The 22,713-nt window shown below is 45.1% G+C and carries 23 protein-coding genes, 1 tRNA gene and 1 riboswitch; of the genes, 20 read left to right on the top strand and 4 right to left on the bottom strand.

Annotated elements, in window-relative coordinates; all coding sequences use genetic code 11:
• Positions 1 to 81: 81 nt before the first annotated feature.
• The 5 genes from AAE250_RS16905 (at position 82) to AAE250_RS16885 (ending at position 4,373) form a co-directional block, all read left to right on the top strand.
• Complete coding sequence (locus AAE250_RS16905) at positions 82 to 687, top strand: thymidine kinase (RefSeq protein WP_294595743.1); 606 nt, start codon at positions 82 to 84, stop codon at positions 685 to 687.
• A 23-nt stretch (positions 688 to 710) separates the two neighbouring features.
• Complete coding sequence (locus tag AAE250_RS16900; RefSeq protein ID WP_294595741.1) at positions 711 to 1,841, top strand: AI-2E family transporter; 1,131 nt, start codon at positions 711 to 713, stop codon at positions 1,839 to 1,841.
• Between the two features lie 81 nt (positions 1,842 to 1,922).
• Positions 1,923 to 1,998, top strand: a tRNA-Lys gene (locus tag AAE250_RS16895).
• Positions 1,999 to 2,437: 439 nt separating this feature from the next.
• On the top strand, positions 2,438 to 3,730 hold the full coding sequence (locus AAE250_RS16890) for an MATE family efflux transporter (protein WP_294595739.1): 1,293 nt from the start codon (positions 2,438 to 2,440) through the stop codon (positions 3,728 to 3,730).
• A gap of 13 nt (positions 3,731 to 3,743) precedes the next feature.
• A complete protein-coding gene (locus AAE250_RS16885) occupies positions 3,744 to 4,373 on the top strand; it encodes a CatB-related O-acetyltransferase (protein WP_294595738.1) in 630 nt (209 codons plus the stop codon).
• A gap of 113 nt (positions 4,374 to 4,486) precedes the next feature.
• On the opposite strand, the gene AAE250_RS16880 is transcribed toward AAE250_RS16885, so the two are convergent.
• A complete protein-coding gene (locus AAE250_RS16880) occupies positions 4,487 to 6,625 on the bottom strand; it encodes a hybrid sensor histidine kinase/response regulator (RefSeq protein WP_294595736.1) in 2,139 nt (712 codons plus the stop codon).
• Between the two features lie 782 nt (positions 6,626 to 7,407).
• On the opposite strand from AAE250_RS16880, the gene AAE250_RS16875 reads away from it, so the two are divergent.
• A complete protein-coding gene (locus AAE250_RS16875) occupies positions 7,408 to 8,247 on the top strand; it encodes an RteC domain-containing protein (protein ID WP_294595734.1) in 840 nt (279 codons plus the stop codon).
• Between the two features lie 93 nt (positions 8,248 to 8,340).
• Positions 8,341 to 8,943, top strand: coding sequence for a DUF1062 domain-containing protein (locus AAE250_RS16870; protein WP_294595732.1), 603 nt, complete (start codon positions 8,341 to 8,343; stop codon positions 8,941 to 8,943).
• A 17-nt stretch (positions 8,944 to 8,960) separates the two neighbouring features.
• Here the strand turns inward: AAE250_RS16870 and AAE250_RS16865 are convergent, their stop codons facing one another.
• Entirely contained in the window at positions 8,961 to 10,286 is a 1,326-nt protein-coding gene (locus AAE250_RS16865) for an ATP-binding protein (RefSeq protein ID WP_294595730.1), read from the bottom strand.
• 217 nt (positions 10,287 to 10,503) lie between these two features.
• On the opposite strand from AAE250_RS16865, the gene AAE250_RS16860 reads away from it, so the two are divergent.
• The 6 genes from AAE250_RS16860 (at position 10,504) to AAE250_RS16835 (ending at position 14,157) form a co-directional block, all read left to right on the top strand.
• Positions 10,504 to 11,112, top strand: coding sequence for a TetR/AcrR family transcriptional regulator (locus AAE250_RS16860; RefSeq protein WP_294595728.1), 609 nt, complete (start codon positions 10,504 to 10,506; stop codon positions 11,110 to 11,112).
• A gap of 100 nt (positions 11,113 to 11,212) precedes the next feature.
• Positions 11,213 to 11,935 carry a hypothetical protein gene (locus tag AAE250_RS16855; protein WP_294595726.1) on the top strand — a complete coding sequence of 241 codons (723 nt, stop codon included), beginning with the start codon at positions 11,213 to 11,215 and terminating at the stop codon, positions 11,933 to 11,935.
• Entirely contained in the window at positions 11,932 to 12,456 is a 525-nt protein-coding gene (locus tag AAE250_RS16850) for a hypothetical protein (protein WP_294595724.1), read from the top strand. Before AAE250_RS16855 ends, AAE250_RS16850 begins: the two co-directional genes overlap by 4 nt.
• Positions 12,457 to 12,919: 463 nt before the next feature.
• Positions 12,920 to 13,240, top strand: coding sequence for a heavy metal-binding domain-containing protein (locus AAE250_RS16845; protein WP_294595722.1), 321 nt, complete (start codon positions 12,920 to 12,922; stop codon positions 13,238 to 13,240).
• A gap of 144 nt (positions 13,241 to 13,384) precedes the next feature.
• On the top strand, positions 13,385 to 13,792 hold the full coding sequence (locus AAE250_RS16840) for a pyridoxamine 5'-phosphate oxidase family protein (RefSeq protein WP_294595720.1): 408 nt from the start codon (positions 13,385 to 13,387) through the stop codon (positions 13,790 to 13,792).
• 116 nt (positions 13,793 to 13,908) lie between these two features.
• A complete protein-coding gene (locus tag AAE250_RS16835) occupies positions 13,909 to 14,157 on the top strand; it encodes a hypothetical protein (RefSeq protein ID WP_294595719.1) in 249 nt (82 codons plus the stop codon).
• Positions 14,158 to 14,205: 48 nt separating this feature from the next.
• Here AAE250_RS16835 and AAE250_RS16830 read toward each other — a convergent pair whose 3' ends face one another.
• Entirely contained in the window at positions 14,206 to 15,075 is an 870-nt protein-coding gene (locus tag AAE250_RS16830; protein WP_294595718.1) for a mechanosensitive ion channel family protein, read from the bottom strand.
• Between the two features lie 107 nt (positions 15,076 to 15,182).
• Positions 15,183 to 15,279: riboswitch (TPP riboswitch) on the top strand.
• Between the two features lie 34 nt (positions 15,280 to 15,313).
• Here AAE250_RS16830 and AAE250_RS16825 point away from each other — a divergent pair.
• Genes AAE250_RS16825 through AAE250_RS16815 form a run of 3 tightly spaced genes read left to right on the top strand, consistent with a single transcriptional unit; the run spans position 15,314 to position 18,786 of the window.
• Positions 15,314 to 17,551: a TonB-dependent receptor gene (locus AAE250_RS16825; RefSeq protein WP_294595716.1), complete on the top strand. Its 2,238-nt coding sequence runs from the start codon at positions 15,314 to 15,316 to the stop codon at positions 17,549 to 17,551.
• Positions 17,552 to 18,187: a nicotinamide riboside transporter PnuC gene (pnuC, locus tag AAE250_RS16820; protein ID WP_294595715.1), complete on the top strand. Its 636-nt coding sequence runs from the start codon at positions 17,552 to 17,554 to the stop codon at positions 18,185 to 18,187. It abuts the gene before it with no gap.
• Entirely contained in the window at positions 18,163 to 18,786 is a 624-nt protein-coding gene (locus AAE250_RS16815) for a thiamine diphosphokinase (RefSeq protein WP_294595713.1), read from the top strand. Before pnuC ends, AAE250_RS16815 begins: the two co-directional genes overlap by 25 nt.
• Before the next feature lie 21 nt (positions 18,787 to 18,807).
• On the opposite strand, the gene AAE250_RS16810 is transcribed toward AAE250_RS16815, so the two are convergent.
• On the bottom strand, positions 18,808 to 19,716 hold the full coding sequence (locus tag AAE250_RS16810; protein WP_294595711.1) for a DMT family transporter: 909 nt from the start codon (positions 19,714 to 19,716) through the stop codon (positions 18,808 to 18,810).
• Between the two features lie 69 nt (positions 19,717 to 19,785).
• On the opposite strand from AAE250_RS16810, the gene AAE250_RS16805 reads away from it, so the two are divergent.
• From AAE250_RS16805 to AAE250_RS16790, 4 genes are all read left to right on the top strand, one after another.
• On the top strand, positions 19,786 to 19,935 hold the full coding sequence (locus tag AAE250_RS16805; protein WP_294595709.1) for a hypothetical protein: 150 nt from the start codon (positions 19,786 to 19,788) through the stop codon (positions 19,933 to 19,935).
• Positions 19,920 to 20,234, top strand: coding sequence for a type II toxin-antitoxin system RelE/ParE family toxin (locus AAE250_RS16800; protein ID WP_294595708.1), 315 nt, complete (start codon positions 19,920 to 19,922; stop codon positions 20,232 to 20,234). Before AAE250_RS16805 ends, AAE250_RS16800 begins: the two co-directional genes overlap by 16 nt.
• A gap of 287 nt (positions 20,235 to 20,521) precedes the next feature.
• Positions 20,522 to 20,737 (top strand): hypothetical protein, encoded by a 216-nt coding sequence (locus AAE250_RS16795; RefSeq protein WP_294595706.1) that lies wholly within the window; start codon positions 20,522 to 20,524, stop codon positions 20,735 to 20,737.
• Positions 20,734 to 22,536 (top strand): hypothetical protein, encoded by a 1,803-nt coding sequence (locus AAE250_RS16790; protein ID WP_342289174.1) that lies wholly within the window; start codon positions 20,734 to 20,736, stop codon positions 22,534 to 22,536. Before AAE250_RS16795 ends, AAE250_RS16790 begins: the two co-directional genes overlap by 4 nt.
• Positions 22,537 to 22,713 lie beyond the last annotated feature (177 nt).

Here is a 22,713-nt window from a genome sequence, read left to right as displayed (position 1 = left end):
AAATGTAGAAATAAATAATGAAAAAATATCGGAAAGCAAACAAAAGTATTACTTTTGCGCTTAAATATAACACTTAAAAACATGGTATTATTCTCGGAAGATCACATACAAGAAACCAAACGTAGAGGAAGAATTGAAGTTATTTGCGGCTCAATGTTCTCCGGCAAGACGGAAGAATTGATACGCCGGCTGAAACGTGCGAAATTTGCCAAACAGCGTGTAGAAATTTTCAAGCCTGCCATAGATACCCGCTATTCAGAAGCAGATGTAGTGTCGCATGACAGCCATACTATAGCATCGACTCCGATAGACTCTTCAGCAAGTATCCTGTTGTTTACTTCGGAAATAGATGTAGTAGGCATCGACGAAGCCCAATTCTTTGACGGCGGTCTGATTGATGTATGCAACCAGTTGGCCAATAATGGGATACGCGTTATTGTTGCCGGACTGGATATGGACTTTCGCGGTACTCCATTCGGTCCCATGCCGGGATTATGCGCCATTGCCGACGAAGTATCCAAAGTGCATGCCATTTGCGTGAAATGCGGGCAATTGGCATCCTTCTCTCACCGCACTGTCAAGAACGAAAAGCAGGTATTGCTAGGAGAAACGGCAGAATATGAACCATTATGCAGGGAATGCTACCTGCAGGCCACCCAGGCAGACAGGCAAACCAGCAGCGATTAAGCAATCACCCTAAACAGAATCTTATGGAGCGTAAAAAAATCACATTCGACAGTTTTATCCGTGGCGTCATACTTGGCGTTATCATCATCGGCATTCTGATGCTCCTCAAGCGTTTGAGCAGTGTGCTGCTACCGTTTTTCATAGCTTGGCTCATCGCTTATTTAATTTATCCTCTGGTCGCCTTTTTCCAATATAAGCTAAAGTTCAGGAACCGGATTATTTCCATATTCTGTGCATTGCTTACACTTGTATTAGTCGGTGCAGTTGCATTTTATTTGCTTGTGCCTCCTATGATTCAGGAGTTTGCCCGGGTAAAGGACTTACTGATAGAATACTTCTCTAATGGAGCCAGTGACAGTAATGTCCCCAAGACGCTATCAGAATTCCTACGTGAGAATATAGATATGCAGTTCATCACCCAGCTGTTCAGCGAGAAGAATCTGCTGGATGCAATCAAAGATACTGTTCCACGGCTTTGGTCGATACTATCGGAATCTGTCAATTTCTTATTCAGTTTCTTCGCATTCTTCATTATCCTTCTATATATCGTCTTTATATTGTTGGATTATGAAAGTATTTCCGAGGGATGGACTCATCTTGTCCCACAGAAATATCGCCCTCTTGTCGTTGGTGTGATGAATGACGTGAAAGATGGCATGAACAGATATTTCCGCGGACAAGCATTTGTAGCCTTATGTGTAGGCATTCTGTTCAGCATCGGCTTTCTGATTATAGATTTCCCTCTTGCCATCGGCTTGGGGCTGTTCATTGGTGCTCTGAACTTAGTACCCTATCTTCAGATTATCGGTTTCATCCCTACCATTATACTTGCAATTCTGAAAGCTGCAGATACCGGACAGAATTTTTGGATTATCATCGCTTCAGCTACTGCCGTATTTGCGATAGTGCAAGCCATTCAAGATGGCCTCATCGTACCTCGCGTCATGGGAAAGATTACCGGGCTGAATCCTGCTATTATCCTATTATCTCTATCAATCTGGGGATCGTTAATGGGCATGTTGGGTATGATCATTGCACTCCCGCTTACCACCCTTATGCTCTCCTACTATCAACGTTTTATAATCAATCGAGAAAATATCCACAAATTAGAAGCTACTGATAATCAAGAAGAAGGCGCAAAAGGAGAGAAATAATACAAACTTTTTCTTCCCATTCCCTTGCATTTTCAACAAAAGTACCTATCTTTGCACCCGCTTAACAGCAAAACAAGGTCTGAATCGCTAGCTCAGCAGGTAGAGCACAACACTTTTAATGTTGGGGTCTTGGGTTCGAGCCCCAAGCGGTTCACCAAAGAAACTCCCTGATAATTTCGATTATCAGGGAGTTCTTTTTTCCTCGCCAACGTACAAAATAATGTCTCTTTCGTATCACATATTCGCAATCCCCTACCAGAAGGCATTCTGAGGAGGCTGGAAATTTTTACTAAAAATTCAGATGATTTTTAGTAAATATCAGTCGGAATTTTAGTAAAAATCCGAAAGGCATTATTTTGCGGGATATTTTTCATACTTTTGCGATGTGATCCATTAACCAAAAAGCATTCACCTCTTATGAAACTCTGTATATAGCTACGCTCAACGAATAGCCCACTCAATCAAGCTATTCAGCTATCCGGCAAATAATCAATTATTTGCCACAGAGATTTTATATCCTTTTATTTATGAATTTGCGAAGTTGCAGACTCAGCGAAATGCAGTCTGCTCTATCGTGCTATTTTAATAGTTGAGCAATGAATTATACCTATAAACAAATATGGCTCATCAACTTTCCGGTGATGATGAGCATTTTAATGGAACAACTGATCAATATAACGGATGCCGTCTTTTTAGGCCACGTTGGAGAGATCGAGTTAGGAGCATCCGCTATTGCCGGAATCTATTATCTGGCAATCTATATGCTCGGCTTTGGATTTTGTATCGGCTTGCAAGTGATGGTTGCCCGGAGGAACGGAGAACAGAACTACAAGGAGACAGGAAGAACTTTCTTTCAAGGATTATTCTTTTTAACAGGATTAGCCCTCTTCCTTTGTTTTCTCATCCAGGGAGTTTCGCCTTTCATACTGAAACGGCTAATTACTTCACCTGATATTTATCGAGCTACTATCCAGTACTTAGATTGGCGTAGTTTTGGATTGTTATTCTCTTTTCCATTTTTAGCCATTCGGGCTTTCCTGGTAGGAATAACACATACCAAAGCTTTATCGTGGGCTACGGCTGTCGCGGTAATAATCAACATCCCTCTAAATTATTTCTTGATATTCATTCTGAAATCAGGTATTTCGGGAGCAGCAATCGCTTCATCATTAGCAGAAATGGGATCATTTATCGCGCTTGGCATCTACATGTGGAGAAAAATAGATAGAGCAAAATATGGAATGAGACCAGTCTATGATGGAAAGCTACTTGCAGGAGTGCTAAGCCTATCGGTATGGAGTATGTTTCATGCCTTTATCAGTGTAGCCCCATGGTTCTTGTTTTTCGTGGCTATTGAACATTTGGGCAAAACAGAATTAGCGATTTCTAATATTACCCGAAGCGTGTCAGCCATCTTTTTTGTAATAGCCAACTCCTTTGCCGTTACTACCGGGTCATTGGTAAGCAATGCGATTGGAGCAGGCAAAAGGGAACTTCTTTTTCCCATCTGCCGAAAGATTCTAAAATTAGGTTATGCCATAGGCCTCCCATTGGTGGGAGTTGCTTTATGTGGCAACAGGCAGATTATAGGATTTTATACCGATAATGAGCTGCTGATACAGTCAGCCTTCGCTCCTTTCGTCGTGATGTTGCTGAATTACACTTTTGCTTTGCCCGGCTACGTCTATCTCAATGCCGTTGGAGGGACAGGAAAAACAAAAGCCACATTTCTCTTTCAAGTTACAACGACAGTGGCGTATTTGATTTATCTCTACTGGCTGAGTTACTACACACAAGCCCCTCTGGCAGTCTACTTAACTGCAGAGTACCTTTTCGTGATTCTCTTGGCTGTACAATCTATCATTTATCTAAAAAGAAAACATTATTAAAACAGAAGAAGTTATGATGACCAAAATATATCCGCGTAGCGCAGACAAACAAACGGTATATCTTAATACCGTAGTGAAAGATCCCCAAATAGAGATTGGCGACTATACCATTTACAATGATTTTGTTGCCGACCCTTTGTTTTTTGAAAAGAACAATGTGCTTTATCATTATCCCATCCATCGGGAAAGATTAGTGATAGGCAAATTTTGTTCCATCGCCTGTGGCACAAAATTCCTTTTCAACTGCGCCAACCACACATTAAAATCCCTATCTACCTACACCTTTCCTCTATTTTATGAAGATTGGGGGCTCGATAAAGCAGATGTCACCTCCGCATGGGATAACAAAGGAGACATTATAATAGGCAATGATGTCTGGATTGGTTATGAAGCCGTGATTATGGCAGGAGTTCATATCGGAGACGGGGCAATTATTGCCGCACGTGCAGTTGTAACCAAAGACGTTCCACCTTATACAATCGTAGGTGGTACTCCCGCCAAGGAAATCCGGAAACGCTTTGACCAGGATGTGATAGAACAGTTGCTCATACTGAAATGGTGGGATTGGCCTGTTGACAAGATACGTTCCTGCCTGCCGTATATAAGAAAAGGCAATATGAACGAATTACTTGCAGCCGAATAAGAAGTTCGTTCCAAAGCAGCTCAGTCTGCTATCAGTAGCGAAGCGAAGAATCTCTCCCCTTCACATAACAGGAAGTAAATTCTTCGCTTCGCTCTGATTTACATGGCAAAATATCAACGAGTCGTCCATTTACTGACCATCCTGCGCAATTCTGGCGGAGATATAGGCTTAGTCAGAAAGTCGTTACAACCGGCGTCCAAGGCCAATTTCCTGTCGTCGTCGTAAGCGAATGCCGTAAGTGCAACAATGGGAATCTGAACGCCTTTTTCTCTCAATATCTTGGTTACCTCTATCCCGGTCATGCCCGGCATCTTCATATCCATAAATACAAGGTCCGGAGTTTGAGCATCAAGTAACTCGATAGCTTCTTCACCATTGTGTGCTCTCAGCAGACGATAATCTTTTTTGAGCAGCGCCTCAATCAGCAAGTAGTTGCTGTCTATATCCTCGGCCACCAAAATCAAGGGTTTATAGTTCTTGGGAGTGGTCTTTAAAATTGAAGCAACAGACGCATCATCCATTCCCGCTTCCGATATAGCCTGATCCTCCGGCGTATATGGATGTGTGAACCAGAAGCGTGCGCCTTCTCCCTCGCGAGATTCCACTCCAATCTTTCCACCCATCCGCTCAACCAGATTTTGGCATATCGACAGCCCGAGACCTGCACCTTGCACAAACGAATCGAGTTTTGCGAAACGATTAAAGATTTCATCCTGCTTCTCTGCAGGGATGCCTTTACCGGTGTCCGTCACACTAAAGCACACCTGATTGCCACCCTCCAAAGTGTAAGAAAGGGTAATCGACCCTTGGGTAGTAAACTTAAAGGCATTGGTGATGAAGTTAGAGATCACCTGCGTAATCCGGTTCTTGTCACCATCAATCACTATCTGCGGTGAACTTTCGTCAAAACGCAGTTCTACCGCCCCGTCGCCGGCCTTGTGCGAGAAAGAAGTAATCACTTCCCTACAAAGCTGGTGTACGTCTACCAACGCTTTATTAAACTCTATCGTGCCGGCCTCTATTTTGGAGATATCCAGAATATCGGAAATAAGTTTGAGCAGCAATTCGTTGTTCTCCTGCACTATAGACATATATGCCTGGCGTTCCTCCACTTCTTCAGTCTCGGCCAGCAAGCTCGAGAAACCTACGATAGCATTTAGAGGAGTACGGATTTCATGACTCATGTTAGCCAGGAATGCCGACTTGAGCATATCCGATTCTTCAGCCTTCTCTTTGGCTTGAATCAGTTCCAATTCTACCTGTTTGCGGGTAGTGATGTCGGTAGCCAACTCCATAATAGCCCACCGCCCGTCAAGCCATTCCAGCGCCGTGCTCTGAATGGTGTACCAACGATCGGTAGAAGGATTATAGTCTTCCCAGAATTGAACTCCCGTAGGTCGGCGTTCAGCATCGAGCAGCAGTGCTTTTGGACAATGCTCGCACACACCATCCAACCCTGCATTCAGCATTTTCCAGCATTCTGCATCTTCCGGAACTTCTCCGGCAGCTTCCCTGAAAGGCTTGTTTGCAAAAAGCACTTTCTGTGTATCGTAATCACTAACGAAAATATTCGTATTGATATTGTCCAATACCTTCTGCATAGTCCGCTGCGACTGATGCAGGGAAGTCTCGACCTGCCAGCGCTTTGTAGCGGTAGATACAATTTGCGAGATTTGGCTCATTAGTTCTATATCTTTCTCATCCCATTGCTTGTTCCAGCAGAAGTTGAATGAAAGAAAACCGAAATGAACGCCCAGTTGCGACAGCGGAAAGACAGCAATGGCTTTTACGCCCTGCACTTCCAGCATTTGCGTGATAAAGGGATCAAGCGAATAGATATCAGACGTACAAATAAGATTATCTTTTGCAAGCATATCGAACCATGGTTTACCTGCTTCAATGGTCATGCTCCGCAGATAATCTATGGCAGGCTCGCTGCCATCGTTACACCATTCATAGGTGCAACCGTACGTAACCCCATCAAGATGGTTCTCCCAAGTCGCCAAGCGGTCTACACCGGTATAACGGCCAATCTCGGCAAGTGCCATATTCATGGCTTTAGGTATATCTGCCTCCAGTTGCAGTATTTGCAGCACTTTGATGAACAATGCCTGTCGCCGGTTGGTTGCCTCCAAATCTTCCTGGATAGCTATCAAGTCTTTTGATTTCTCTTCGACCATCTGTTCAAGCCGTGTCCGGTACTGTTCCAGCTCCATATTTACTCGTTCTTGTTCGGAATCAGTATATTTCATACTCAACTAATATTTAATTAATATTTGACCAATAGCAGTAATTAAAATAAAAATGCTACTGAAAATCCACTGAGAAACATTCCATATCATACAAATATATACATTTATTTTATAAACAGAAAACAATTCTCTCTTCGACATATAATCTTCTAAGCCCCAAATAATCGGATATTTATAGAAGTATTCATAACATAAGTCCACTTCATAGCTCATGCAATATCTATACGATTTTAAACAATCCGTTTTAGATATCTTTCACCAAGCATAAAGTTCGTATTCACAATTATATTTTACACACACATTAAGCTATCAAACCAAACAAAGAGGTAGGACAAGAGGATAGGAGGACACAATTCTAACACTACAAAATTTCAGGAAAACATTATGGCTTACATTTTAATAGGATTTATCATCTTACTTTTAATTACATTAGAAGTGCTGCACATTTGTAACATGAAAGAACAAATAACACTCACCTGAGGTTCAAGAAAACCCCGGAATTACCATAAATTAATTTTTTGTTCACCGTAAAACAGCTATATTTGCCTGCAAATCCATAAACAAGAATATTTTGGGTACAATTCTTAAATTTGTTTTAGCTTAATATTAGCCTCATAGACCGCAGGCTAATTTCTTTCGTTTGAGTTATTCTACTTGAACAGGTTTTTCATTTTATCATTTCTACTATTAATCACATTGCCCTGGCAGGCAATTGTCATCTGCTATTCAAGCACTTCAACGGACCTATTATGCCGTTGGAGGATTTGGTGGCCTAAATGCAAATGGAAAATTTCGTAAAAGACATTAAGCAAAGCATAGATATAGAAATCCAAAGAATTGAGCAACTACAGATTGATACGCTCGATAAAATAAAGCAGACCATTGCTTTCATACAATCTTCGCTCACTCTGCTGAAACAGAAAACCGCGGACTATCAATTTGAAAGTCCACAGGAAGAGATTCTTTTCTTTAAAGTCTGGAAACCACAAGTATTCAGTCTATTGGCATTCTATATCCATTTATACCGGATTGAAAAGCATCGCGCCGAGCAGTCTCTAACAGCTCAGTTCAGGTATCTTAAAGCAGAATACGAAACGCTGAAAAGGAAACCTCTTGATAATAGTTTTTACAGCTATTACCAAACAGGACAAACAGATCTTGATACGCTCTATTTCAGAAGAGGGCATTATGATATTTACTCCGATGCCCAATGTAACTTCCTGAACAAAGACATTTCTTTCTCCACAATGCACGATTCCAGTGTTGCCGAAATACTGGCAGATAAGCATTTAGCCCAATATCTATCCAAAGAAATAGATGCACTGTCCGATAAACTGCATTTCAAGCTTGCCGCCATCATAGAAGAGAAACAATTGCAGTGGACGGAGAGCAAAGTTGCACTGGTAGAATTTATCTATGCACTCTATGCAGGCAAGTGCCTCAACAACGGGGACAGCAGTTTAAAAGACATCGCTTTCTGCTGCGAACTTCTTTTCAATATCGAGATTGGTGATTTTTACAGAATATTCCTGGAAATCAGGAACAGAAAGAAGAACAGAACTCAATTCCTTGACAAGCTGAAAGAGAAAATAATTAAGATGATGGATGAACTGGACAAATAAATCATACCGCACCTTGTGACATCTTGTGAAAAAGCCAATTCGCTAATATCCAACTTTGCAGAAAACTTAAAAACAAAGAAAAATATTAATTCGATGGGCACAATAATCACATGGGAAATAAAGGTCAAGAACACGCCTTTATTAAAAAAGAAATGCAGCCATTGCGATAGTGACAGATTCTATTGCAGCGACAAGTTCAGGATGAATGCACAGAAAAAGAGTATTGACGTATGGCTAATCTACAGATGCGTGCAATGCGACAACACGTGCAATCTCACCCTATTGTCACGAAAGAGGACAGACTTAATAGACAAAGCTCTATTCCACAGTTTCTCCGTAAATGATACGGAAACAGCCTGGAAGTACGCCTTCTCTTCAGAACTGGAAAGGCAGAACAACGCAACATTCGACTTTAACAGTGTTGATTATGAAATCGTCAGCAGCACCTCCCCGGAAGAACTACTGACAATGACGGATGAATTCATCAGCATCCGGATAAAATGTAACTTTGAATTCAGTATCAAACTGCCTTTGCTGCTCAGAAAGTTCTTCTCGCTTTCTTCCAGACAAATCAAGCAGGTACTTGAACAAGACATTATTTCCATTCCAACAAGCGGCTCACTTCAGAAGTATAAAGTAAGGGACGGAGATGTTATCTCAATCAATATAAGGCGCTTAATGGAAGGGAGTAAATAATCTGATAATCTTATATATTACATATCTTCCATGGAAAAAAGCCGGCTCTCTATCTCATACTTAAACAATATCTTCTTCTGCAATGCTTCTACTTTAAGAGCAAACAAATCCGGTTTGAAATTCCGGGATTGCCTTTTCACCTCCGCCACCAATGCCCGTTTCTCTTCAGCATACAATCCCACAATATCTATTTCGTCCTGGTCCTTACTGTTTTTACCTTGCCACCAGGAACCTATTTCCGAGAACTCCTTACTCTCCATCATCTGTTGGCGGAAATACATTTCCAATGCCAAACCGGAGAAAGTGGAGTAATCCTTTTTAATGATATCTGCCAGCCGCTCAAAGTTCTGGATTTCTATATAGTTCTGATACTTTATGAAATACCGGAACCAAAAACGTAAAAACATATCCGAGACTTCATAACGGACGGTTTGCGAATTTTCTTTCGAAAGTATAGGCCGCTTCTTCTTTACTAAGTCATAATCTTCTTCCAGCCTCTTCAGCTGTCCTCCCAAACTGATCCCCCCCATAACAGCCTCCATCTCCGGCAAAGTATTCTTGCCATTGGAGATAGCGGATAGAATAGAGAAATAATTTCCATACTTTTTCCCAAACTCTTGTATCAACAAGGCTTGTCCTTCTGTCAGGAATGACGAGTCCGGTTGCAACATAAAGTCAACCATGCTCTCCATACTCGTACATCCGTTATCCATAAACTGCTCGATGTATTTAGGAACACCGCCGGTAAACGTATAGAGTGCCAGTAAGTCATCTTTGGTATAGTTCGGTTTATGATCTGCTATAATTTCCTTCAATACATCGGTAGTAAAAGGAGCCAATTTCATGATACTGTCTGCCCGGCCATACAGCGGTTCTTTAGAATCTCTGAAAATCTCATTCATCAGCGTATAGACCGAACCGCTTACAATCAAATTGACATGACTCTGTTTTCTCAGACGATCCCATGTATCCTGCATCAGACTATAGATTTCCTGATTAATATAGTAGAACTCCTGAAACTCGTCTATAATCAAATTATATTTCATACGTGTTCCTAAGTCCATCAAGAAGCGGAACATTTCTGCAAAATTAGTAAGTTCCGGTACATAAATATCCAGCGCCTGCCGAATTTCCAAAGTGAACCTCAAGCAGAGATCCGTTTCATTGCTTCGACTAACGAACAAATACACCGTAGGGAAACCTTCACAGCTCTTAAAAATAAGGCTGGTTTTACCGATACGCCTCCGTCCGGTAAGTACCGTCATTTGAGAATGTACCGAAAAAGATACTTGACGGACCTTCTCCAATGATGCCAACTCTTTTTCTCTATTATAAAATTTCATATTCGGTCTTTTTGCATATAATGTTATCATTACAAACTTTACAGCCGTAAACTTTACGGAGATAAAATTTAGTTCCAATAGCAAAGTTATAAATAAAATCGAGAATACCGCACAAGTAAAAAGCTGAATATCAAGAAAAGAATAAATTTTCTTGTTTTTCCTTGCATGTTTCCAATCAGTAACATATCTTTGTTTCCGATCAGTAACATTAAACAATATGAAGGCAAAAAGCATCACCACCGAAAGAGACAGAGAGGCAACCGAAAAGCGTTTATTAGGCACCATCGGACAGATGATAAACGATAATGGTTTTGAGAAGATAGGCATCAATGCTGTTGCTGCACAGTCCGGTGTTTCCAAGATATTGGTATATCGCTATTTCGGTTCTGTAGAAGGATTGATGGCGGCATATATACGTCAACATGACTTCTGGATTAACCTCCCCCAGGAAATTCCTGATCGCAGCCAACTGCCCGCCTTTCTAAGAAAGATGTTCCGGGAGCAAATAGAACAGCTACGCAGCAACCCTACCCTAAGAAGGCTTTACAGGTGGGAGCTCTCTTCGGACAATGAAATGATCGTAAAGCTAAGGCAGCAGCGGGAGAATGCTGGTCTTCAACTCATAGAAAAAGTTAGCGACCTCACCGGTTATCCGCAAAAAGAACTTGCTGCAATGGCATCCATTGTAACAGCCTCCATCACCTATCTCGTGATGCTGGAGGACTTCTGCCCCGTCTACAATGGCATTCCTCTGAACGACAATTCGGGTTGGGAACAAATAATCTGTGGAATAGACCACCTCATCGATAAAGCCTTCCCGGCATAGTATCATCAAAACTCATTTATGGCAACAGGATGACTTGTGCACGCGATGTTCCCACCCGGTAACAATAATAATGGATATACTAACAAATAAATATATTAAGATGAAGAAAATGATTATGGTATGGATTTATTTATCACTCTTGTCCTTTTGTGCCTGCCAAGAGGAACTGATAAAGTACGAAAGCGGAGATCTAAAAGTGTGTATTGAACAAGGTGAAGAATGGTTGCACGATTTCCCGTTATTCCTGGGAATCAAGAAGAAGAACCCTCCGCAAATAGCCATTTGGGTAGAAGATATGCAAGGCAAATACTTATTTACTATCTATGCCAGCCACAAGATAGCAACCCAATCGTGGCAAAGCGCAGGAGGCAACCGCCGGAAAGAGGCTCTGCCACATTGGTGTTACTCGCGCGGAGTACAATACGAAGACGGACTCTATCTGCCCACCAAAGACCATCCGCTGACAGATGGTATATCAGGAGCAACTCCCCGCGGCAACTTCGACGTAAGGCTGCATCTGACTGACAAATTGAGACAGTTCAGAGTCAAGATTGAAATCAACCATTCTACTGACTTCAACGACCATTATCCCAAATCTGCCACAAAAGGTACTCCCAACTATTCCGGCGGGAAAGAAGGTAGTGGGCAGCCCGCCGTTGTCTATTCCGCAGATGTAGACTTACTGTCTGGCAAGAAGTTTTTCGAAGCCGTTCTGGCAGGACACAGCAGTCCCGATGGAAGTTCCGGCGATATAGAAGCTGATACTTCCACATTGACAACGGCTCTCCATATTGTAAAACATATAACGATCTATATACAATGAAGAAATTTATCTTTCTATCAATGTTTGCCTTGGTTGCAGTAGCAATAAAAGGACAGAATAAGAACCCTATCACCTATACCACCACCATCGGGACCGGTATTCCGATGAGTGAACCCTCTTCTACCCCTTTCTCGTGGCAGATATCGGTACATCACAAACTGACAGAACGCTTCGCTATCGGTGCAGGAACCGGACTTTTAGTCTACGAAGAAGCTTTGATTCCGGCCTTTGTAGATGCAAAGTTTCTGCTCACTGCTCCGAGGAAATTCGTTCCCTACCTGCTATGTGGTGCAGGATATGCTTTTGCTCCTACTAAGGAGGCTAATGGAGGATTCCTCTTGACCCCTTCAATAGGCGTGCAATACGCAATTCATGGCAATATCAAGCTATTATTAGGATTGGGATACGAGATGCAGAAACTGGAACGATTGAAAAAATACAAGAATGATTATTATATAGCAGAGTTCAAGGAAAAGCTTACTCACAACACCCTTTCAGTGAGATTCGGTATTCTATTCTAAGGTACCTAAAACGCTTCTCAAAAAAGGCTACACCCTTTGCCCCGGATGGCTACACCCTTTGGTGATTATGGCTACACCCTTTTGGGCAAATGGTGTAGCCCTTTTTGATACGAGGAAATACATGGTTAATATTTCAAAAAGATTTCCGCTCCCCAACACACCAAAAATAGATTGTTCACCTCCTCCAAAACGACAAAAAGAACAATTAGCCCCGACTCCTACCTCCTTCCTACCCGGTTCCTACCCGAGTCTTACCTGGTTCTTGTATCTTCCCACTCTATAGACAAGAAGGAAATAGGGAGAAGGTAAGATAGATAAGAGAAATAGAACAAAAGAGGAACAGAAATAGAAACGGTCAAAGTATAGTAATATCAGTTATAAGATATATTTTTAAGATTGCAACTTTTCGCCCTCTCCCTGCGTCTAATAGTATGCAAATAACTTTAAAACGAGAAATAAGATTATGTTAGTAACAACAACCCCGACTATTGAGGGTGGACGTATCACCCGTTATTATGGCATTGTTTCCGGTGAAACAATTATCGGTGCCAACGTGTTTCGTGATTTCTTCGCCAGCATCCGTGATGTAGTAGGCGGACGAAGCGGCTCCTACGAAGAAGTGCTTCGCGAAGCCAAAGATACAGCATTGCGCGAGATGCAGGAACAAGCTCTGATGCTGGGAGCCAATGCAGTAATTGGCGTTGACCTTGACTACGAAACAGTAGGAGGAAGCGGCAGTATGCTGATGGTGACTGCCTGCGGTACGGCGGTAACTATAGAGTAAGTATCATCGGTTTACTATTTAGTAAGAAGCAATCTTCAATTTGGAGGTTGCTTCTTTATTTAAAGAATGAAATAGTTAAAATCATCTTGGTTCCCCTAAAAGATTATTCTTATATTTACCACGAATATATAAACTATAGTAATAATGGCAACACTTATTGAAAAAGCAACAGAAATCCTGGAAAGGTGCGAAGTAGTAATAATCACCTCCATCAACAAAGAGGGCTATCCCCGCCCCGTGCCCATGAGCAAGATTAAGTCGGAAGGGGCCTCAACCGTATGGATGTCCACCGGGAAAGATTCTTTGAAGACGAAAGATTTCATCGCAAACCCGAAAGCCGGCTTGTGCTTTCAGGAAAACGGCAACAGCGTTGCACTTACAGGAGAGGTGGAGGTGATTGAAGACGAAGCCACCAAGAAGGAGATGTGGCAAGATTGGTTCATCGAACACTTTACCGAAGGCCCTACGGATCCAAATTATGTTCTGCTGAAGTTCCAGGGGAAACATGCTACTATCTGGATTGACGGACAGTTCGTACACAAATCTATCTAAGAAGGCTAAATGTAATGCTGTAAAACATGCCGTGAATCCCGGCATCCTCCTACTCTGTTTGAACTAACCTGCTCGATGGAATGTTATATCTACAAATAACCAAAACAGCAAGTATTATGGAAAAGAGTTTAATTCATAGTAATGAGTTGCATTTCATTAGCAAGAAACGCATTCATCAGGCAGTAGAGAAAATGGTAGAGTCACTCGATCTGGCAGCAGGTTCCACAACCGGGTTCGATCTTTATGCGGTAGTAGAAAGCTACTTCACGGACTTGGAGAAACGAAGGGAAATCAATCGCCTGCTGAATCTGAAGCAAGATGTTTGCGAAGAGATAGAAGAGGAAGTGGGAGTTTACGAATCATAAATAATAAATTAGCGGGCAGCCTAAGGTTGCCCGCTAATTTATTATTTATCAGTCTTTCGCCTGATGTACCGTCAACTGCGGGAAGGGGAAGCCTATTCCTTCCTTATTGAATACGGAGTAAATATTCTTGTTCATATCGAAATAAACGCCCCAGTAATCTCCGCTCTTCACCCATACGCGAATCACCACATTCACACTGCTGGCATCCAAGGCATGGAGAGCTACAAAAGGCTCCGGGGTATTCAGAATGCGACTATCGTCGGCAATGATACGACGCACAGTACTCTCTACTTTATCATAATTCTCGCCATATTCCACACCGATCACCCAATCTACGCGGCGGGTATCTTCACGGCTGTAATTAGTCACCGTACCACTGCTCAAAGCACCATTAGGGACGTAAATCACTTTGTTGTCGGCAGTAGTAAGAATGGTATGGAAGATTTGAATCTCGCGTACCGTACCGGACACTCCCTGCCCTTCAATCCAGTCGCCTACTTTAAAGGGACGGAAGAGCAATACGATAAGTCCACCCGCGAAGTTCTGCAAGTTTCCGGACAACGCCATACCGATGGCAACACCGGCAGATGCCAACAAAGCGGCAAATGAAGTCGTTTCCACTCCCAGCTTGCCGATAACGGCAATAATCAATAAGATGGTCAGCGTAATATTGACCAGGCTCTTAACAAAGGTCTGGACACCGGCATCGATGTGTCTCTTTGCCAGGACGCGGGATAAGAGCTTCCTGATAAGAGATATCAAGAACCGTCCGACCACAAATATGATAATGGCTCCGATGAGTCGTCCACCGGCACTTACCCCCCAGTCTATCAGTTGCTGGATAAGGATTTGCACTTTACTGAAGCCGTCTTCGGCTGTTTGGGCAGCAAGGGCTGCCAGTAATAGAGGTGATAGCATAATGTAATTCGTTTTTTAAATTAGTTGACTGCAAAATTAACAAATTACTCTTGATTTTCGTTCACTTCGTTTGCCTCTTTCAACAGAAAGCTCTACTTTTGCCGCTGATTTCAACTAAGGGGTGCCCTAATATGACGGGCTGAGATCATACCCATTGACCTGATTCGGGTAGTGCCGACGTAGGGAAAAGAAGAAAAGTCCCCCCTTTTCTGTATTAATCTAAATGGAATTATTGCGAATGAAGAGACATGCAATAGCAGTCTGCCTGCTGGCGGCAGCACTGGGCGTCTATGCGCAGACGCACGAAAAGGACAGTCTGCGGGTGATAAACCTGCAAGAAGTAGAAGTGATATCCACACGTGCTACCGCAAACACGCCGGTAGCATTTACCAACGTAAGCAAAGAACAACTGAAAAAACAGAATTTCGGGCAGGACCTGCCTTATCTGCTGAGCATGACGCCCAGCGCCATCACCACAAGTGATGCCGGTGCCGGCGTAGGCTACACCACCCTGCGAGTGCGCGGAACGGACGGTACGCGCATCAACGTCACAGCCAATGGTGTTCCTATCAATGACGCCGAGAGTCACACCGTGTTTTGGGTAAATCTGCCTGACTTTGCCTCGTCCGTAAAGGATATGCAGATACAGCGCGGCGCAGGTACATCGACGAATGGTGCAGGCGCTTTCGGGGCAAGCATCAACATGCAGACGGGAGATTTCTCAATGAAACCGTATGCCGAATTCAATGGCTCGTACGGTTCTTTCAATACACACAAAGAAACGGTAAAGGTAGGTACGGGGCTGATAGACGAACATTGGTCGTTCGATGCAAGGCTCTCGAATATCAGTACGGACGGTTATATAGACCGGGCATCGGTAGGGCTGAATTCGTACTATCTGCAAGGCGGATATTATGATGACAACACTTCCATCAAGCTGATCACCTTTGCCGGCAAGGAACGGACTTACCACGCCTGGAACTATGCAAGCAAGGAGGAGATGGAACTGTACGGACGGCGATATAACTCTTGCGGATTTATGTACACCACCGATGATGGCACGCCGCACTTCTACGATGACCAGACCGATAACTATACACAGAAAAACTACCAACTGTTGCTAAACCATAATTTCACTTCGCAATGGAACCTGAACATCGGCTTACACTACACCAAAGGCGACGGCTATTATCAGGAGTATAAAGGCGGACGCTCACTGGTGGAATACGGAATGGCGCCCTTCGAGCACAACGGCAGTCTGGTAGAGAAAAGTGATCTTATCCGCAAAAAGGCGATGGACAACTGGTTTGGTGGTGGCATCTTCTCCGTGAGTTACAAAGGCGACCGGCTGAATGCTTCACTGGGCGGCGGATTGAACCGGTACGACGGCGACCACTTCGGCAAGGTGCTTTGGGTACAGAACTACATCGGAACACTGGACCCAGACCATGACTATTACCAAAACAATGCCACGAAGAACGACGGGAATATCTACCTGAAAGCGAATTACGAACTGTTCGGCAGCCTCAGCGCCTACCTCGATTTGCAATACCGCCACATCGATTATAAGATCAACGGCTCGAATGACAAGTACGACTGGACTGCCACCACTCCCGGTATGCAGAAGCTGGCCATCGATGAGAACTTCGACTTCTTCAACCCCAAAGCAGGGCTTTCCTGGCAGATAGACCGCAACAATCGTTTGTACGGTTCGTTCAGCGTGGCGCATAAAGAACCGACGCGGAATAACTATACCGACGGCTATTTTACGAACCATCCCAAAGCCGAACGCCTCTTCGACTACGAACTGGGTTATACTTATGCTAACTCGTGGCTGAGCGCAGGTGCTAATCTTTATTATATGGACTACAAAGACCAGTTGGTACTGACGGGCGAACTGAACGAAATCGGTGAACCGATGGCCAACAATGTGCCGGACAGCTACCGCATGGGAATCGAGTTGATGGCAGGCATCAAGTTGCCTTGTGGTTTCCAGTGGGATATCAATGCTACGCTGAGCAAGAACCGGGTACAGGATTTCACCGAGACGCTATTCGAAGACGGAACAGTGGGTACTGAAGCCTGGGTTATCAAGCACGATGATACGCCTATTGCTTTTTCGCCTGATTTTATCCTGAACAACCGTTTCGGATATACGTTCAGAGGATTCGAGGCGGCGTTGCAATCGCAGTACATCAGCAAGCAGTATATGAGCAATGCCCGGCAGGAGGAGTGTACGCTGGATGCTTATTTCGTTAGTAATCTGAACCTGTCGTATACATTCAAGCTGCCCAAACTGAAGTCTGTCACCGTGGGTTGCACCATCTACAACTTATTCAATGAGGAGTATGAGAATAATGGATATGCGGGCAGCTATTATGAGATAGAAAACGGCGAAAAGGTACGCTATAATGATGCCGGTTATGCTGCACAGGCAGGAACAAATGTATTAGGACATATAGCAATCAGCTTCTAAATGGAACAAACTCTTGAAATCATCGGCACGCTCGTCGGGCTCCTCTACCTCTGGTTGGAATACCGGGCCAGCATCTATCTGTGGATAGCGGGCATCATCATGCCGGCCGTCTACATCTTTGTTTACTACGATGCAGGGCTGTATGCCGACTTTGGCATCAACATCTACTACCTGGGTGCTGCCGTCTATGGTTGGATAATGTGGAAGTATGGAAGTTTCGTGCGCCGGAAGTTGCTACGACAGAAGAAGACAATACAAGAAGGAGAAGACAGAAGAACAAAAGGACAGAAGGCGGAAGAGCATGAACTCCCCATTACTCGCGTGCCGCACCGCTATCTGCTGCCGCTTGCAGGTGTGTTTATACTTGCCCTTGCAGGCATCGCCTGGGTACTGATAAATTTCACCGACAGCAACGTCCCCTGGCTGGATTCCTTCACCACCGCCTTGAGCATCATCGGCATGTGGATGCTGGCCCGCAAATATGTGGAACAATGGTGGGCATGGATTGCCGTCGATGCCGTCAGCGCCGGACTGTACATCTACAAAGGGCTCGATTTTACTGCCGGACTATACGCCCTTTACACAATAATCGCTATCTTTGGCTACTTCAAATGGAAAAGAATAATGGAAAAATAGAAGCGGTAGTCCTCGCCAATGGGGACTATCCGACGGCGGTTCTGCCTTTGCAATGCTTGACAGATGCCCCTTACGTAGTCTGTTGTGACGGCGGCGCCGACGAATACATCCGCCGGGGACACGTACCCGACGTGATTATCGGTGACGGTGACTCTCTCAGTAAAGAGAACCGGACGAAGTACGGACATATCCTACATCGGCTCAGCGATCAGGAAACGAACGATCAGACCAAAGCTGTCAATTATCTGCTGGAGCAAGGCAAGCGCCATATCGCCATTGTGGGAGCCACGGGCAAGCGCGAAGACCATACGCTGGGCAACATCAGTCTGCTCATCGACTACATGCGTGCCGGAGCAGACGTACGCACCTATACAGATTATGGTGTTTTCATCCCCTGCCGGGGTACCCACACCTTTACTTGTCGTCCCGGGCAGCAGGTCTCCATCATCAACTTCACCGCCCACGGCCTGCACGGGCACGGCTTGACCTATCCTCTCAGCGACTTCACCAATTGGTGGCAAGGTACGCTCAACGAATGCACGGGCACGGAGTTTACGATTGAGGCAGAAGGGGAGTATCTGATATTCATCAATTATTAAATAAGATACGCATCCGCGTATCTACTTCTTCCTCTCCGCCACCTCCACAAAGTACACGCTCACGCAGATCATAGCGATAGCAACAGCCTGCGTCCAGCTGAAGCGGTCCTGCCCCAAGGAGAGCGAGACGACCGTCGTCACCACCAATATCAGATAACTGTACATCGCCACCACCGTCGTCTTGAGATACTTCAGTCCGATGGGCACCAGGAAATAGCTGAGGTAAGTAGGAAAGATAAGAACGAACGCCAACACCGCCCACGGCATCCAATGCCACTCCCCTTGCCAGGCATCCGCAAACATCGGCGCATCCCAGCCTACGATGGACGATACCACCAGCCCGGAGACTGCCGCACCGCCGAAGATATACTTCATCATCGTCACGACTTCAACCTCTTCCAGCAACCGCTTGCTCACAATCAAGTAAATGGCAAAAACCAGTGAGCTGACCATACAGAGCATGTTCCCCGTAAATGCGTCATGCGCCAGGTCGTCGCTGCCTTGCGTAAGGATGCACAGCAACGCACCGCCAAAGCCCAAAGCGATGCCGATGATTTTCATCAATGTTGCCTTCTCGTGCAGGAAGAAGACCGAAATAAGGAATACCCAGATGGGCTGCATGGAGTTGAAGATGGCACTGGAAACGGGCGTCGTCTTGCTGATGCCCAGCAGATAGCAGAACATGAATCCGTAGAGCCCGAAGGCTCCCAGGCAGAACAGCCCGACGCGTTGCCGCCTCGTGGCGGGTGCTTCTTTTACAAACCAGCCTGTCGCCCAGAATGCCACGGCGGCAAAGATGCAACGCACCGTGACACCCGTCAACGCACCCATCCACAAAGGCAGCAGATATTTCAGTCCATTCATATTCAGTCCTGCCATGACGCGCGATGCCATCATGCTGAGATTGGCTTCCAGTTTCTTATCTTTCATAAACTTACCTTTTTTCCGCTCAAACAATTCACAGTCCTAAAATGTTTTAGTACAAAGGAGATTGACTATATGGCAAAAACAAAACAAGAAAAAGAAGTCCTCGTCTTCTCCACCCGGCTGCGCCACGCCATCCGGACAGCCTGCCGGCAACTGGACGAAGGGCAAGGACAAGAGGACATAACCATCAGCAAGGAGGTAGAAGCATGGCTAAAAAAGTAACCTGGTCGCCCCTGGCGAAGGAAGCCTTGAAGGAACTTCTGCTTTCTTCCCAGGAAAGGCATCAAAGCAAACAGTACAGCAAGATGATGTTCCAACTGCTTGAAGGCGCCCTGCACCGCGTCAGCCTGAACCCTTTCATCGGGCAACCGACCGAAACAGAGAATATACGCTACATCACGCCCCACCCCGACTACACCCTCTTCTACCGGCACAGCCTGCTACAGATCGAGGTGCTGGTACTATGGAACAATCATTATAAGATGGGAAGAATAAATGCACAAAAACCGGAAGAAAGCTGAATACATTCCGAATATTTAACTACCTTTGTCGTACTTTATAAAGAAGAGGACAAGGACAATGAACAACACCGCCGGACGCGATATACCCTCACAGCCTGCAGCCCAGGCTGCCGGAAGGTGTTTACCCCCCCCCCCCGTTAATGTAAATATTATTCACTCTCAATATACGGAGCCGTACGCTCCGAATACAAGAATCATCCGCAGAGCACGCCCCATAGCGTGCCCTGCGGATGATTTCGTATACCCACCCCAGAACATTTGTATAACATTCTAAACATATTATCCGTATGAAACAGAAAGAAAGACAGAAGTACACCGCTCCCTGCATCGAAGTGATAGCGGTGGAAAACGAAGGAAGCGTGATGGCGGCCAGCATGGACCCCGTGTACGACGGCGGTTCCGCCACCCGAAGCATCTCGAGCGGCAATACACGAAACTACAACAGCGCCTCGAGCAGCGATTTGGAAGATTTGATTAACGACATCCTAACCGTAGAGCAATGATGAAGATCTCAAACTGCCTGAAATGTGCGGCGCTCATCGCCGCATTCGTGGCAGCAGCCACAGGCTGCACCAATGAAGATTGGACTGACAACCCACAGGACGGCCAAGACGGAAACGAGCCGAAGACGATAACCCTGCGCGTAAGCATGCCCGGAAACAAGAACGATGCACAAACCCGGGTGGCCTATGATGACGACCGACTGGAACTGACCTGGCAGAAGGGGGATCAGCTGCGTGTAGAGGCCTATGATAGAAACGGCGACATGTATTATTACGATACATATACTTATGAAGGTGAAGACGGAGCTCCCTCCGCCGACTTTGAAATAACGATCTACAGTGACGCGGCGACGTATGACATTTATTACTCTCCCTCCTCTTACGGCGCTACGCAGATACAAACAGCAGACAAAAGCACCGATCACTTGAAGAAATTCATAACATTAGGAGCGGAAGGTATAACTGAAACGGAGCTTGAGAAGGGCTTTACGCTGCAGATGAAAAACTGCATCATGAAGTTCGAGCTGAGCGGCATTCCTGATAAAGTAGGGAAGTTGAAGCAACTGCAATGGTCGGCAAGCAACTGCGTAGCTCAGAGCCTCTATTTCGCGCAGGACGCCGTGACGTTCGACAACAAAACGAGTACGCTGACCGCCTTTCTAAGCTTCGAGCCTGCCGAGCTTCCGGCAAACGGCAGCTTCAGCGTATCGCTCGTAGGAGATAAAGTCTATACGGCCAAGTTGAAATCTACAACGGGCAAAAAGTATGAAGAGGGGCATCGATATACCGCAACCATCATCGGGAATGATTGGCAAACTCCAAGCGAAGACTATACGCAGGCGGTAATGAGTTTCAAAATCAAGACGAATGCAGCCAACGAAACCTTTTTCATCCCCTTCCCCACCTCCGGTTCCACCCCGGCAGGCATCAAGGTAAAGTGGGAAGAAGGAGGAGAAGAAATCCTCGTACCCCATGGCACCGGACTCAGCAGCACCGATGCCTTCAAGCATACCTATGAGCAAGCAGGTGAATACACCATCACCATTTCCTCCAACCAACCGGACGCAACCATGCAACAAATACCAGAAATGAACTTCTACTGGTATAGAAACAGCTATACCGGTACCAATCGTACAAAGCTCCTAAGCATAGAGACTCCTTTGCTGAACACGGGAGTGACTGATTTCGGAAGTTGCTTCCGAGATTGCTCGACACTGAAAAGCGTGTCCGGAGCTCTGTTTACCAATAATACGAAAGCGACAGATTTCAGCTACTGCTTCTACGGCTGCTCAGTACTGGAAAATATACCCGGCGGACTATTTGCCCTAAACACGGAAGCGACTAATTTCGAAATTTGCTTCTACGCCTGCTCAGCACTGCAAAGCATACCCCCAGGGCTGTTTGACAAAAATACAAAAGCGACCAATTTCGGCAGTTGCTTCTCCGGTTGCTCAGCACTGCAAAGTATCCCCACAAAGCTGTTCGACAAGAATATGGAAGCGACTAATTTTCCCAACTGCTTCTACGAGTGCAAAAAAGCAACGCTGAACAAGCAGATATTCTGCGAAGAAAGCAAGATGGCAGAACGCTTCGCAGGCAAAAAAATGAACTTCGATAGCTGTTTTGAATCAGTCGGCAGTGAGGCAGATTCTCCGGGCAAAGCCCCCGAACTCTGGAAATACGCCCCCGACGATGGGACTTGGAGCACCTGGGATTGCTTTGAAGGTGCCTACATCAGCAACGCTGACCCACAAGACGGCTATCACAGCGATATCTGGGGCACCCCGAAAACGAAGTAACGGCACGGTGCAATCCCGCCTCCCTAACGTAGCAAAATCTCCTCCCGCATCCGGGCAAATCTGCATGCGGGAGGAAATTTTGCCGCATGCGGGAGGAGCAAAATCTGCACCCGCATGCAGATTTGCCTCCTCCCGCATGCAGATTAAGACCCAAGATAACCCTCTCCCGAAAGGGGG

Source organism: Bacteroides sp. GD17, assembly GCF_038448625.1.
Classification (GTDB): domain Bacteria; phylum Bacteroidota; class Bacteroidia; order Bacteroidales; family Bacteroidaceae; genus Bacteroides.
Note: the sequence above shows the minus strand (reverse complement) of the source record. Positions and strands in the feature narration are given on the sequence as shown.

Excerpts from the sequence above, each read along its gene's own strand:
- AAE250_RS16825 (WP_294595716.1), top strand. The coding sequence starts at position 15,314 with ATGAAGAGACATGCAATAGCAGTCTGCCTGCTGGCGGCAGCACTGGGC.
- AAE250_RS16830 (WP_294595718.1), bottom strand. The coding sequence starts at position 15,075 with ATGCTATCACCTCTATTACTGGCAGCCCTTGCTGCCCAAACAGCCGAA.
- AAE250_RS16795 (WP_294595706.1), top strand. The coding sequence starts at position 20,522 with ATGAAACAGAAAGAAAGACAGAAGTACACCGCTCCCTGCATCGAAGTG.
- AAE250_RS16890 (WP_294595739.1), top strand. The coding sequence starts at position 2,438 with ATGAATTATACCTATAAACAAATATGGCTCATCAACTTTCCGGTGATG.
- AAE250_RS16855 (WP_294595726.1), top strand. The coding sequence starts at position 11,213 with ATGAAGAAAATGATTATGGTATGGATTTATTTATCACTCTTGTCCTTT.
- AAE250_RS16835 (WP_294595719.1), top strand. The coding sequence starts at position 13,909 with ATGGAAAAGAGTTTAATTCATAGTAATGAGTTGCATTTCATTAGCAAG.
- AAE250_RS16870 (WP_294595732.1), top strand. The coding sequence starts at position 8,341 with ATGGGCACAATAATCACATGGGAAATAAAGGTCAAGAACACGCCTTTA.
- AAE250_RS16810 (WP_294595711.1), bottom strand. The coding sequence starts at position 19,716 with ATGAAAGATAAGAAACTGGAAGCCAATCTCAGCATGATGGCATCGCGC.
- AAE250_RS16885 (WP_294595738.1), top strand. The coding sequence starts at position 3,744 with ATGATGACCAAAATATATCCGCGTAGCGCAGACAAACAAACGGTATAT.
- AAE250_RS16865 (WP_294595730.1), bottom strand. The coding sequence starts at position 10,286 with ATGAAATTTTATAATAGAGAAAAAGAGTTGGCATCATTGGAGAAGGTC.
- pnuC (WP_294595715.1), top strand. The coding sequence starts at position 17,552 with ATGGAACAAACTCTTGAAATCATCGGCACGCTCGTCGGGCTCCTCTAC.
- AAE250_RS16815 (WP_294595713.1), top strand. The coding sequence starts at position 18,163 with ATGGAAAAGAATAATGGAAAAATAGAAGCGGTAGTCCTCGCCAATGGG.
- AAE250_RS16845 (WP_294595722.1), top strand. The coding sequence starts at position 12,920 with ATGTTAGTAACAACAACCCCGACTATTGAGGGTGGACGTATCACCCGT.
- AAE250_RS16875 (WP_294595734.1), top strand. The coding sequence starts at position 7,408 with ATGGAAAATTTCGTAAAAGACATTAAGCAAAGCATAGATATAGAAATC.
- AAE250_RS16850 (WP_294595724.1), top strand. The coding sequence starts at position 11,932 with ATGAAGAAATTTATCTTTCTATCAATGTTTGCCTTGGTTGCAGTAGCA.
- AAE250_RS16790 (WP_342289174.1), top strand. The coding sequence starts at position 20,734 with ATGATGAAGATCTCAAACTGCCTGAAATGTGCGGCGCTCATCGCCGCA.
- AAE250_RS16905 (WP_294595743.1), top strand. The coding sequence starts at position 82 with ATGGTATTATTCTCGGAAGATCACATACAAGAAACCAAACGTAGAGGA.
- AAE250_RS16800 (WP_294595708.1), top strand. The coding sequence starts at position 19,920 with ATGGCTAAAAAAGTAACCTGGTCGCCCCTGGCGAAGGAAGCCTTGAAG.
- AAE250_RS16840 (WP_294595720.1), top strand. The coding sequence starts at position 13,385 with ATGGCAACACTTATTGAAAAAGCAACAGAAATCCTGGAAAGGTGCGAA.
- AAE250_RS16880 (WP_294595736.1), bottom strand. The coding sequence starts at position 6,625 with ATGAAATATACTGATTCCGAACAAGAACGAGTAAATATGGAGCTGGAA.
- AAE250_RS16805 (WP_294595709.1), top strand. The coding sequence starts at position 19,786 with ATGGCAAAAACAAAACAAGAAAAAGAAGTCCTCGTCTTCTCCACCCGG.
- AAE250_RS16900 (WP_294595741.1), top strand. The coding sequence starts at position 711 with ATGGAGCGTAAAAAAATCACATTCGACAGTTTTATCCGTGGCGTCATA.
- AAE250_RS16860 (WP_294595728.1), top strand. The coding sequence starts at position 10,504 with ATGAAGGCAAAAAGCATCACCACCGAAAGAGACAGAGAGGCAACCGAA.